Here is a 12,929-nt window from a genome sequence, read left to right on the forward strand (position 1 = left end):
CGTGGCTTTTTTCACCCGCATGTTGTACTCCTGTCTGGTCGATGCCGATTATCTCGACACCGAAGCTTTTTATGCGGGGCTGGAAGGCAAAACCGTGCAGCGCGGCGGTCATCCCGATTTATTGCAACTACAGCAACGCTTTAACCGCTTTCTCGGCGATTTCAGGCGACATATTGCCGAAAAGCCGCAGCAGACCGAAGAAGATAAGCGCAATGCCGCCCTAAACCGCCTGCGCAGTGACATTCTCGACCATGCCGTAATACAGGCTGCGCAAGAGAAAGGGTTGTTCACCCTGACCGTGCCCACTGGCGGCGGTAAAACCTTCACCTCGATGGCCTTTGCCCTCGAACATGCCAAGCGCCACGGCATGCGCCGCGTGATTTACGTGATTCCCTTTACCAGTATCATCGAACAAAACGCCGCCGAGTTCCGCAAGGCTTTTGGCGATTTGGGCAAGGATGCCGTGCTGGAGCACCACAGCACGTTTGACGACAGCAAACTCAAAGACCAGCACAGCAAAGACAAACTGCGGCAGGCTTCCGAAAACTGGGATATGCCCGTTATCGTGACTACCGCCGTACAGTTTTTCGAATCACTGTTTGCCGACCGCTCCTCCCGCTGCCGCAAACTGCACAATATATCCGGCAGTGTGATTATTCTCGACGAAGCACAAATGCTGCCGCTCAAACTCTTGCTGCCCATCATGCAGGCCGTTAAAGAGCTGGCGCGCAACTACCATTGCTCCGTCGTCATGTGTACCGCCACCCAGCCCGCCATTCAAGCCGAACACGGCTTTTATCGCGGCCTGGAAAACACCCGCGAACTTGCCCCCAATCCGCCTGAACTGTTCGACAAACTGCGCCGCACCACCGTGCAACATATCGGCACCCAAACCGATGCCGATTTGCTCGAAAAACTTGGGCAATATCCGCAAATCCTCATCATCGTCAACAACCGCCGCCACGCCCGCAGCCTGTACGACAGCGCCAAACAGCTTGACGGCGTTTTCCACCTCACCACCCTGATGTGCGCCAAACATCGCAGCCAAGTATTGGAAACCATCCGGGACCGTCTGAAAAACGGTCAACCTTGCCGTGTGATTGCGACTTCTTTAATTGAAGCCGGTGTCGACGTGGACTTTCCCTTGGTGATGCGCGCCGAAGCCGGATTGGACAGCGTTGCCCAAGCCGCCGGGCGCTGCAACCGCGAAGGAAAGAGGCTGCCTGAAGAGAGTTTTGTCTGGGTATTTGCCCCCGAAGCACGGTGGAAAGCCCCTGCCGAACTCGGCCTCCTTTCCGCCGCCATGCGCGAAGTCGTGCGTCACCATGCCGAGGATCTGCTCTCACCACAGGCCATCCGCCGCTACTTCCAATATGTTTACGCAGAAAAAGGCAAAGAGTTAGACGGCAAAGGCATTCTCGACATGCACAAGAAGGCAGGCAACAGCCTCAACTTCCCCTTCCAAACCATCGCCCGCGAATTCCGCATGATCGAAACCCATATGCAGCCGCTGATTATCCCGTTCGACCAAGAAGCCGAACGCCTGATCGACAGCCTGCGCCATGCAGACCAAATCGGCGGATTGCTGCGTAAGCTCCAGCCCTACACCGTACAAATCCCCGAAAACACCTTGCAAGCCCTGTTCAAAGCAGGGCAGATAGAAACAGTTAACGAAAAGCAGTTTGGCAAGCAGTTTTACAGCCTGATCGGGTTGGATTTGTATGATGAAGTGGCGGGGTTGTGGTGGGAGGATGTGTTTTTTCTAGAGGCAGAAAAATCGGTTTTATAAAAAATATTTTACCAACTTTGGAAGTTGATTTTTATATTTGTATAATTTAATATGATGTTTCACTGACTGGTTGTGTTTCAAAAATAAGCTGTTTGTAACTTTTAATAGTATTTATCATTTATGTGGAGTTAAAAGAAACGTGAGAAAAGTGGAAGAGATAGAGCTAGATGAATTAAAAAAATGGCTGCAAACAATTTTTACTGATAATTTGGTCATTATTGTTGGTTCGGGGCTGTCTTGTGCAGAAGGTTTGCCGGGAATGGATGCGCTAGCCAATAGATTAAAAGAGCGGATGCCTGAATATCTCAGTGATTCAGATAAGGCAATATGGAATACCATCTCTGATTGTCTTGAGCCATACGGCTTGGAAGGTGCGTTATTGAAGCATCAGGCGAATGAAACAATAGAAACCGCAATTATCAGGATAACGGCTGAGTACGTTTTGTCTAAAGAACAAGAAGCGATAAATAAATGTATTACTGATAATCAGAAGCTCAAATTTTCTTATTTACTTCCCCATGTTTCAGCTTCAAATCCCCAAGTTTCCCGTGTGATTACGACTAATTACGATAGATTGATTGAGTTTGCCGCAGAATATGAAAGTTGGGGCGTAGATTCAATGATGGTCGGTCGTTATTGGGGTAAGCATGATCCTGATTTGAGCGGCAAATTGCAGGTAAGAGATATCAGAACAGTAAAAAATAGATATTTAAAATCAAAATTAGTTTACCGAGATCATATCAAAATTTTTAAACCTCACGGTAGCTTGGATTGGTTTATGGTTGAAGATGTTCCAATGACAAGCTGCATAGGTAAATTAGAAGAACCTTTAATTATTACTCCTGGTGTCGGAAAGTATAAAAAAGGCTACGGGCAACCGTTCGATGTTCATCGAGAAAAAGCAAATGAAGCTATTGATTCGGCTTCTTCAATTTTATGTATTGGATACGGCTTTAATGACGACCATCTTCAAACACATTTGACAGGCAAAATTAAAAGCGGTGTAAAAACACTGCTTCTGACAAGAGGCTTGTCAGACAATGCAAAAAATATATTAAAAGATTCGCCAAATTGTAAGGCATTAATTTGTGGTGAAAACCCGTTTGGAACAATAGTTGTCGATAATCAAGGAGAACTTTTCATTCCTGATGTTCAGTGGTGGGATGTTGAATATTTTGTAAAAGAGGTTTTAGAGAATGGCAAATGAAATATTGAATTTTAAAGAAGATGACCGTTTAGGTAGAGTAGTAACGGTAGATACCAGCCGTGTTCTGATTTCGGTTGAAGAACACCAACAAATGACTAGTATCGCTGTAGGCAATTTGATTGCTATTCGAGGGAGAACGGTTAGCGAATACCTTATCGGCATTATTGAACGGGTAACGCGTTCTATCAGTGAAAAATTGTTATTGGAAGAAACATCTGATAACGGAGAGATTCCGCTAGGCGAAAGCCAAGATGACTTTATCAAGGCTGTTTTAATTGGCACTTACAAAGCTGTAGATGGGAGTTTGAGCAATATTTTCAAACGCGGTGCCGATTGCTTTCCACAAATAGACAGAGATTGCTTTCATGTTAGCGGCAGTAATCTGCAGCTGTTTATGAATCTTTTATCAGCCAATGTTGAAGAAAGTGAGCGGTTGATACTAGGTCATTATATGGCAGATGAAACGGCGATTGCGGTGGCAAACGGCGATAAATTCTTTCAACGGCATGCTGCCATTTTGGGAAGTACGGGCTCGGGTAAAAGCTGGTCGGTTGCATTGATATTGGAACGTGCAGCAGCATTAAAAGCCGCTAACCTTATTGTATTTGATATGCATGGAGAATATACCACCCTGTGCGAAGGCGAAAATGCCATTGCTCAACAATATCGTATTGCAGGACCGGGGGATTTGGACGGTTCTGATGATCGTAGCCTGTTTATTCCGTATTGGTTGCTCAATCGAGAAGAAATGCTGGCTTTGATTCTTGACCGCAGTGATGATAATGCTCCGAATCAGGCTGCACGCTTTACCGAACACGTTCGTGTGCTGAAAGAAAAAACCTTAAAGGATGAAGATAAACAAGAGGTTCTCGAAACTTTTACAGTAGATTCACCAATTCCGTATCCTATTCAGTCATTACTCGAGCTTTTGAATGCAGATGATACAGGGACAAAAGTGGGAGCAAATGGCAAGGATATAAAAGGAGATTGGAATGGCAGACTTACAAGATTTATAGGTCGTCTGAAAGCTAAAATAGAAGACAGGCGCTGCGGCTTTATGTTCCAACCACCTGAAGAATGCAATGGTTACGAATGGTTGGAAAATATGCTATTAAAGCTGTTTTCTGTTTCGGATAGCCAAAAAGGGATAAAAATTATCGATTTTTCCGAGGTGCCGTCAGATGTTTTGCCAATTGTTACAGGAGTTCTTGCACGTCTTTTATACAATATTCAATTTTGGATGGATAAAGATTCCCGCCATCCTCTGACAATTATTTGTGATGAAGCACATCTATATCTTCCAGTCCGTGACTCTGCGGAGGCAGCAGAAAAGCGTGCATTGGAGGCCTTTGAACGTATTGCAAAAGAAGGTAGGAAATATGGTGTGTCTTTGCTGGTTGTCAGCCAACGTCCTTCGGACGTTAGCCGAACAATCTTAAGTCAATGCAATAATTTCTTGGTGTTACGATTAACCAATGATCAGGATCAAAGTGTTGTGAAGCGCTTGTTACCTGAATCAATGGGTGGAATTACCGATATATTGCCGCTACTAGATTTAGGGGAAGCATTATTGCTGGGGGATTCTATTCTCTTGCCTACACGAATTAAACTTGCCAAACCGAAGATTGCTCCAGAAAGTGCTACTCGACAGTTCTGGTCTGATTGGGCAAATAATGAACCTAAACCTGATGCTATACCAAAAGCAGTGGAAGCATTACGAAGACAGGTTCGTTCTTAGTAAGAATGATATTTGAATTTTGGAAAACAACATTTGAGAGTATTGTTGATTTTTAAAAATTTTTAAATTTACAGTTGGTCGGATTTGTCTAAATTTTTGCAAAATTTCAAACAAATCTGGCCGCTTGCAATGCCGTCTGAAAAACGGTTCGTATTTTTAACTGAATGCGTGGGTTGAAACCAAAGTTGGTATAAGTAGCGATGAAATCCGCCTCCCTTCGGGGAGGCGTGTGTTAAATAACCAAAGGAGCATAGTGTGCAGAATAAAATCAGACTCCACATCTGGGGCGACTACGCCTGCTTTACCCGCCCCGAGATGAAGGTAGAGCGCGTCTCTTACGATGTGATGACGCCCTCAGCAGCGCGGGGGATTTTGGCCGCAGTGCATTGGAAGCCGGCGATTCGTTGGGTGATTGACCGCATTCATGTGTTGAAGCCGATTCGCTTCGAGTCGGTACGGCGCAATGAGTTGGGCAGCAAGATTTCGGCCAGTAAGGTCAGCGGGGCGATGCGGCGCAAGCGTGTGGAAGATTTGTATGCGCTGATTGAGGATGACCGTCAGCAGCGCGCAGCAACGGTGTTGAAGGATGTCGGCTATGTGATTGAAGCGCATGCGGTGTTGACTGCGCGGGCGGGTGAGGGCGAAACGATTGCCAAGCATATTGAGATGTTTAAACGCCGCGCCGCAAAAGGGCAGTGCTTCCAGCAGCCTTGCATGGGCGTGCGCGAGTTTCCGGCGCATTTTGCGTGGGTGGATGAGGATTCAATTCCGGAGTCGGAGCTACCTGAAAACGAGCGCGACCGCGATTTGGGCTGGATGTTGCACGATATTGATTTCGACGGCAGCAATCTGCCGCATTTTTTTCGTGCGGAGATGAAAAACGGGGTGATTCATGTGCCGCCGTTTTTTGCCGAGGAGGTGAAAAAATGATTTTGACCTCTCTTGCGCGTTATTACCGCCGCTTGTCGTCGGAAACCGATGTGGCGGGCCATCCGAAGGTGCCGCCCTATGGTTTTAGTGAGGAAAAAATCGGCTGGGTGCTGGTGTTGGATGCAGATGGCCTGTTGGTGGATGTGGTGCCGCATCTCACCGACGACAAAAAGCCGCAGCCCCGCCTGATGAGTGTCCCGCGCCCTGAAAAGCGCACGTCAGGCGTGAAGCCCAATTTTTTGTGGGACAAAACCGCCTATGCGCTGGGCGTGGAAGCCAATAAAGACAAAGCCACGGCCAAAGAGCAGCCGTTCAGGCCGTCTGAAAAAACCTTTGCCGCTTTCCGAGAACTGCATTTAGAAGCCCTGAAAGACACGCAAGACGAAGGTTTGCTGGCCTTGCGCCGTTTTTTGGAGCGTTGGCAGCCCGAACAATTTGCCCATCCGCCGTGCCTGCCTGACATGCTCGATGCCAATGTGGTGTTCAGGCTGGACGGCACGCGCGGCTATATCCATCAGCGCGAAGCGGCACAGGCATTGTGGGCAGGCCGTCTGAAAAGCGATGATGCCGAACAGGGCTTGTGTTTGGTAAGCGGCGAACAAGCACCGATTGCGCGGCTGCATCCGGCGATTAAGGGACGAACCCTGACTTTAGCTGGGGGGCAAAGTTCTGGCTGTTCTATTGTTGCATTCAATCAAGATTCATTTAAATCGTATGGAAAAGAAAAGGGGGCAAATGCACCAGTTTCCGAACAAGCTGCATTTGCTTATACGACAGCATTAAATTATTTGCTAAGAAATGATGACCATTGCCTGACCATCGGCGATGCCAGCACCGTTTTCTGGGCAGAAGCCGCCACGTCCGAGCAAGCTGAGGCAGCGGAAGGTTTTTTTGCCGCCGCGATGACACCGCCCAACGATGAGCAGGAAAACCAGAAAATCTTCGATATTTTGGCGCAAATGGCCAAAGGAAGACCGCTTCGGGAAATCGATCCGAATTTGGACGACCAAACTCGCTTTTACATTTTGGGTTTGGCACCCAATGCTTCGCGCATTTCCATCCGTTTTTGGCTGGATACCACGTTTGGCAAGCTGGCGGAAAATATCAAAAAACATCGTGATGATTTGTCGATTAACCCGCCTGCATGGGGTGCAAAACCGCCTTCCGTTTGGCGGATATTGCTGGAAACCACGCCCAAGCGCAAAGGAGCCGACGGCCGTCTGAAAAAGTCGGAAAGCAAAGACATTCCGCCGCAATTGGCAGGGGAATACATGCGTGCCATCTTAACGGGCAGGCATTATCCGCAAACCATGCTGTCGCGCATGATTGGCCGTATCCGCTCGGACGGCTTTATTAGCGGCCTGCGGGTAGCGGTAATTAAATCGGTTTTAAAACGTAACAATTTATGCAAAGAGGAGTTTGATATGGGGCTTAATGAAGAAACTCAAGACATTCCGTACCGCTTGGGGCGTTTGTTTGCCATTATCGAATTGGCGCAATCATCTGCTTTGGGGGAGTTGAATGCCGGTGTGAGAGATAAATTTTACGGCGGTGCTTCCAGTTCGCCGCACAGCACTTTCCCCTTGCTTTTGGATAATTACCGTACCCACATCTCTGGCTTGAGAAAAGGTAAAAAAGCAAAATGGGTAACAGGAGATTCTAAAAAACTGGCCAATTGGCTGGAAAACAAAGTTGGGGAAATTGTCAGCGTTTTTGATGCTGAAACCCCGTTCCCCCGCCATTTATCGCTGGAAGAACAAGGCCGTTTTGTCATTGGTTATTACCAACAGCGGTTCAAAAAATACAGCAAGCAAGAAGGTGGAGATATTCCGGAAGACATTGAGCAGGCCAATCATTTGAACACAGAATCTGATTCTGAAGACGAATAAATCCAAGGAGATAAAGTAATGAGTATCCAAAACCGCTATGAATTCGTGTTTTTCTTCGACGTAAGCAACGGCAACCCCAACGGCGACCCCGATGCAGGCAATCTGCCGCGCCTCGATCCCGAATCCAGCAAAGGCTTGGTTACCGATGTGTGCCTGAAACGCAAAATCCGAAATTTTGTAGAAATGACTGCCGCAGGAAAAGGTGGTTATGAGATTTTTGTGAAAGAAAAAAGTGTGCTTAATCTTCAAATTGAACGGGCTTATGTTGAAAGCGAAGAGCTAAAGCAGCTATTTGAAGAGTGGCAACAATATGAAAAAAACAAGAAGAAAAACAAACGCCCTGAAATGCCATATGAGGATGTGGCACAAAGATGGATGTGTGAAAATTTCTTTGATGTAAGAACATTTGGTGCCGTTTTAAGTACAGGGAAATCTGATAAAGACAAAGGCGATGGAGAAGAAAAAGTAAATTGAAGAAAACAGCAGGGCAAGTGCGTGGTCCTGTACAACTGGCGTTCGCCCAATCCATCGACCCTATTGTGCCTTTGGAGGTTGCTATTACGAGAGTGGCTGTGGCATCGGAAAAAGAAAAAAACGAAGGCAAAGACACAATGATGGGGCGCAAATACATCGTCCCCTACGCACTCTACCGCGTGCACGGCTTCGTTTCCGCCAACCTTGCCGCCAAAACCGGTTTCTCCGATGAAGACCTGCAACAACTGTGGAACGCCTTAAAGCTTATGTTCGAGCACGACCGCTCCGCCGCCCGCGGTGAAATGGCTGCCCGCAAACTCATCGTCTTCAAACACGACAGCGCACTCGGCAACGAACCCGCACATAAACTTTTTGAAGCCGTCAAAGTCGAGCGCATCCACGGCGAAAGCGGCACGCCCGCAGCCGCATTCAGCGATTACCGTATCAGCGTGAATTCAGACGGCCTAAACGGCGTGAGTGTGGAAGAAATGCTGTAGTAAAAATTCTCACAATAAGCGCTTGTTAGTGATAAAAACGCATCATAACAAGCGCTTTATATAGAGATTTTTTATCAATTCAAGCGCTTGTGTATGAGAAAAAAATACCATGTCAAGCATCCCGCTCTCCGCCCTGCAACACTACGCCTTTTGTCCGCGCCAGTGTGCTTTGATTCATAACGAGCAAGCATGGGCGGAGAATTATTTGACCGCACAAGGCCGTGCTTTGCATGAGCGGGTGGACGGCGGCGAGCCGGAAACGCGCAAGGGCGTGCGTTTCGAGCGCAGCGTGCATGTGTCGGCAGAAAACTTGGGCGTACACGGCGTATTGGATATGGTCGAGCGCGATATGCAGACAGGCCGTCTGAAGCCCGTCGAATACAAACGCGGCAAACCCAAGCCCGAACCGTTCGACGAAATCCAGCTCTGCGCCCAAGCCCTGTGCCTGGAGGAAATGACCGGCCAAGCGATAGCAGAGGGCGCATTGTGGTATATGCAAACCCGCCACCGCATGCCGGTGGTGTTTTCAGGCAGCCTGCGGGCGCAAGCCTTGCAAGTGATTGGTGAAGTGCGTGAACTTCTAGAAAGCGGCATTACCCCGCTGCCCGAATACGGCAAACGCTGTAAAGCCTGTTCGTTGATTGAGGTTTGTCAGCCGAAGTTGGTGGAGAAGGATAGGTCGGTGGGGTATGTGGCGGGGTTGTTTGGGGATGAATAGGATTTTGATATGAAAATTTGTATATACTGCCGAGAAGAAAAAGAAGATGATGAGTTTAGTTTAGAGCATGTAATTCCTCAATTTCTTGGAGGAAATTTTATTTCAGATAGATTTAAAACTCGTCAGGTGTGTAAAAAATGTAATAATAATTTAGGTCTTTTTGTGGATGCTGCCTTCGAAAAAGATTGGCTGGTTTTCAATTATTTAAATAGTGAGTCTCATGCTTTTTTCAACCCTGATAATTGCACACCTCTTCCATTGAAATGTATGGGTATAGGGGATTTAAAGCCACCACATATAAAAGAGAATGAAGTTTGTGAATATTGGTTGGGTCCATTAGGGGAGCAGATTTTTTGGATTAGACCTGATGATGAACGATTATATTGGTATTCAGGTGGAAATCCTCGTACAGTCAAAAAGCAAAAAACTAGAGCATATTTTATTTTTGCCGAACGGTCTTTGAAAAATTTTCATCTTGCTTTGCTCTCATTTAGAGATGCATTTGAAGGTAAGCCAGTCAAAAAAATAATGTGTACTCATCTTGATAAGGAAGATGAAATCTTACCTAAAATAGGATTTTCTAGTCCTGACGAGATTGATAAGGAAAGAATAGAATTCTTTTTGGAAAATGTAAGAGGTGGAAAAGAGCAACATTGTAAAATAAATAAGAATATATTTGCTGAAAACAGATTTATTAACAAACTGGCAATAGGTATCTTGCATTGTTTATTTGATGAAACAATATTTTCCAATGAATATATGGAAGAACTTTATAAGGGGCTATGGTATAGATTTGGAGATGAAGCTCCTAAAATATGCGGTTCAGGCGCATTTGGTGAAGGGAAAAAATTTAAAAAACTATTAGGTGTTCCATATGGTGTAACTATATCTATTTTAAATATAGATAATTTGTTATTTGTAAATATAAATATAGGAATGGAGTTGAACTATTGCATTCAATGTGGGGAGATTAAAAGGTTAGATGAGAAAGATAAAAAATTATTGGAGCAAGGTGGTGTATGTATTGTGATTTATAAATCCTTGAACCGTTTTATTGAGCTTGGATTTTATGATTTTCTTGCGCATAAAAGTGGAGATTGTATCAATAATGATTTAGTAGAAATTGAAGGTATGATTCGTAATAATGAGGATTATTTTAAAAATTTATAGCAGATTAAGTTGGTCATTGATGAATATAACTAAAACTACGAACACGGTCATCTGAAATGAAAAAACTCTAGTGAGTTAAATTATGTTGTGTTCTGCATAACTTAAATTGTTAAGTAAATTCTCAAACGGCCTAAACAACAAGCCGTTCCAAAAAAGTGCGGTCAAAACCAAGGGGATTCAAATCATGCGCAAACTGCAAAACACGCTCTATATTACCACCCAAGGCAGTTATCTTCACAAAGAACGGGAAACGCTGGTGGTGGAGCAGGAGCGCAAGAAGGTGGCGCAGTTGCCAGTGCATGCGATCGGGCATATTTTTTGTTTCGGCAATGTATCAGGGCGAGCCGACCATTCATGATGGCATCTTTTCCGCGCTAAACACGCATCTACTGCGTTAAAAATGCTCGCAAGGTGTGCAACCTTGCTGCGCTTTTTGCCTTGTATCTGCATGTTTATCGCGAAAAATCCGAGCTGTCCTGAATGATCGGCTCGCCCTTGTGTCGCCTTTTTTGATGGGGTTTTGCGGCGAAAATAATGTGAATCTGGCATTTTTTACCGAAAACGGGCGGTTTTTGGGGCGCTTGCAGGGGCGGCAGAGTGGTAATGTGTTGTTGCGGCGGGCGCAGTATCGGCTGTCGGAGCAGAATCCTGTGTCGATTGCGCGGCATATTATTGCGGCGAAGATTCAGTCGGCCAAGCGGGTGTTGCAGCGGCGTTTGCGCAATCATGGCGAGCATGCGGAGGTGCTGGCGGCGGTCACGGCGTTGAATTTTAGTTTGCAGCAGTTGAAGCGGGCGGAGTGTTTGGACAAGATTCGCGGGATTGAGGGCGATGCGGCGGCGCGTTATTTTGGGGTGTTCCGGCATTTGCTTGCGGAGAAAAGCGGTTTTGATTTCGACGGTCGCAACCGTCGCCCGCCGCGTGATGGGGTGAATGCGCTGTTGTCTTTTCTGTATGCGGTGCTGGGCAAGGACATCAGCGGGGCGTTGCAGGGCGTGGGCTTGGATCCGCAGGTGGGCTTTCTGCATGCCGACCGGCCGGGGCGCGACAGTTTGGCGCAGGATATTTTGGAGGAATTCCGCGCGTGGTGGGTGGACAGGATGGTGCTTTCCCTGATTAACCGCGGGCAAATCAAGCCACAGGATTTTGTGCATGAGGCCAGCGGTGCGGTGAATATCAAGCCGGAGGCACGTAAGCTGGTTTTTCAAGCCTTGCAGGTGAAAAAGCAGGAAAAGATCAGGCATCCGTTTTTGCAGGAGGAAGTGGAGATCGGCCTGCTGCCGTATATTCAGGCGATGCTGCTGGCGCGGCATCTGCGCGGGGATTTGGCGGAGTATCCGCCGTTTTTGATGCGTTGAGTTTTCAGGTAGCCTGCGGGAGCGAATGATGCTGATGTTGATTACGTACGACATTTCGCTGGAAGACGCGGCGGGACAGGCGAGGCTGCGGCGCATTGCCAAACATTGCTTGGATTACGGCGTGCGCGTTCAATATTCGGTATTCGAGTGCGACGTAACGCCGGATCAGTGGGTAAAACTTAAAAACAAGCTACTCGACACTTATCAGCCCGAAACCGACAGCCTGCGCTTTTACCATCTGGGCAGCAAATGGCGGGGCAAGGTGGAGCATCATGGCGCGAAGGCGGCGGTGGATGTGTTTGGTGATACGTTGATTGTGTGAGCGCTGACCTGTGGTTCTCATGAAATTGTGGGGAGGTTGGCGATTTTGTGATGTTCTTTAACAACAAAGAATTAAAGGGTGCGAGTGTGATTGAAAGGGCTGTGCTACACTCGCGTTGCGCTTTTTGTGAAGCCGTTAGCGAATCGGGGTGTTCCAAACCTTGAAGGAAGCGGGGTACACAGAAAGCCGTGCCCGCCTCGTGCGGGCACGTGTGTTGAAACTACCCGAAACTGATCGGCACCATGACGCTGCGCCGTGCCCGCCTCGTGCGGGCACGTGTGTTGAAACCAGCCGCACAGCCTGGAAGAATACCTGCTTAATCGTGCCCGCCTCGTGCGGGCACGTGTGTTGAAACTACCCGTTCGGTTTGCAAGAATCGGTGGATGCGGGTGCCCGCCTCGTGCGGGCACGTGTGTTGAAACAGCTGCTCGGCAGTTGGAAATTGCGTAGCAATTTGTGCCCGCCTCGTGCGGGCACGTGTGTTGAAACCAACGGCAACGATACCGCCCCCGGTAACGGCGATGTGCCCGCCTCGTGCGGGCACGTGTGTTGAAACTGTACTCTATAACTCACATGATAACCATCAATCATAAGTGCCCGCCTCGTGCGGGCACGTGTGTTGAAACAGTAAAGGCCAACTGGGCAACCGCCGCATGTGGGTGCCCGCCTCGTGCGGGCACGTGTGTTGAAACCATGCCGGTAATGTCCGGGTAGAGCTGGCGCAGCAGTGCCCGCCTAGCGCGGGCACGTGTTTTGAAACCGTGAAATTCCGGAAGAGCAGAAAAAGGTGCCGCGTGCCCGCCTAGCGCGGGCACGCGTGTTGAAACAAAACAGAAT

8 protein-coding genes, 3 pseudogenes and 1 CRISPR repeat array are annotated in these 12,929 nt (G+C 47.6%); all 11 genes and pseudogenes read left to right on the forward strand.

All coding sequences use genetic code 11. From position 1 onward, the window contains the following. On the forward strand, positions 1-1,789 hold a 1,789-nt coding region (cas3, locus tag HMPREF9371_RS00005; RefSeq protein WP_040659861.1), incomplete at its 5' end, for a CRISPR-associated helicase Cas3'. A 139-nt stretch (positions 1,790-1,928) separates the two neighbouring features. Beyond that, entirely contained in the window at positions 1,929-2,996 is a 1,068-nt protein-coding gene (locus HMPREF9371_RS11110; protein ID WP_232203056.1) for an SIR2 family protein, read from the forward strand. Further along, positions 2,986-4,734, forward strand: a complete 1,749-nt coding sequence (locus tag HMPREF9371_RS00010; RefSeq protein ID WP_009117697.1) for an ATP-binding protein — start codon at positions 2,986-2,988, stop codon at positions 4,732-4,734. Before HMPREF9371_RS11110 ends, HMPREF9371_RS00010 begins: the two co-directional genes overlap by 11 nt. Before the next feature lie 315 nt (positions 4,735-5,049). Continuing rightward, positions 5,050-5,664, forward strand: a complete 615-nt coding sequence (cas5c, locus tag HMPREF9371_RS00015) for a type I-C CRISPR-associated protein Cas5c (protein WP_050797927.1) — start codon at positions 5,050-5,052, stop codon at positions 5,662-5,664. Next, on the forward strand, positions 5,661-7,553 hold the full coding sequence (gene cas8c / locus HMPREF9371_RS00020) for a type I-C CRISPR-associated protein Cas8c/Csd1 (RefSeq protein WP_009117700.1): 1,893 nt from the start codon (positions 5,661-5,663) through the stop codon (positions 7,551-7,553). Before cas5c ends, cas8c begins: the two co-directional genes overlap by 4 nt. A gap of 18 nt (positions 7,554-7,571) precedes the next feature. After that, a pseudogene (gene cas7c, locus HMPREF9371_RS00025) lies at positions 7,572-8,524 on the forward strand (type I-C CRISPR-associated protein Cas7/Csd2). Between the two features lie 109 nt (positions 8,525-8,633). Further along, positions 8,634-9,242, forward strand: a complete 609-nt coding sequence (gene cas4 / locus HMPREF9371_RS00030) for a CRISPR-associated protein Cas4 (protein WP_009117703.1) — start codon at positions 8,634-8,636, stop codon at positions 9,240-9,242. A 9-nt stretch (positions 9,243-9,251) separates the two neighbouring features. Further along, complete coding sequence (locus tag HMPREF9371_RS00035; RefSeq protein WP_009117704.1) at positions 9,252-10,412, forward strand: HNH endonuclease; 1,161 nt, start codon at positions 9,252-9,254, stop codon at positions 10,410-10,412. Positions 10,413-10,596: 184 nt separating this feature from the next. After that, positions 10,597-10,746, forward strand: a pseudogene (locus HMPREF9371_RS11115) (CRISPR-associated endonuclease Cas1); the annotation flags it as partial. Between the two features lie 160 nt (positions 10,747-10,906). Continuing rightward, positions 10,907-11,770: pseudogene (gene cas1c / locus HMPREF9371_RS00040) on the forward strand (type I-C CRISPR-associated endonuclease Cas1c); the annotation flags it as partial. 28 nt (positions 11,771-11,798) lie between these two features. Further along, positions 11,799-12,092, forward strand: coding sequence for a CRISPR-associated endonuclease Cas2 (cas2, locus tag HMPREF9371_RS00045; RefSeq protein ID WP_040660529.1), 294 nt, complete (start codon positions 11,799-11,801; stop codon positions 12,090-12,092). A 188-nt stretch (positions 12,093-12,280) separates the two neighbouring features. Further along, a CRISPR array of direct repeats spans positions 12,281-12,919; the repeat unit is 33 nt; unit sequence GTGCCCGCCTCGTGCGGGCACGTGTGTTGAAAC. The last annotated feature ends 10 nt before the right edge of the window (positions 12,920-12,929 follow it).

The organism is Neisseria shayeganii 871 (assembly GCF_000226875.1).
Lineage (GTDB): Bacteria > Pseudomonadota > Gammaproteobacteria > Burkholderiales > Neisseriaceae > Eikenella > Eikenella shayeganii.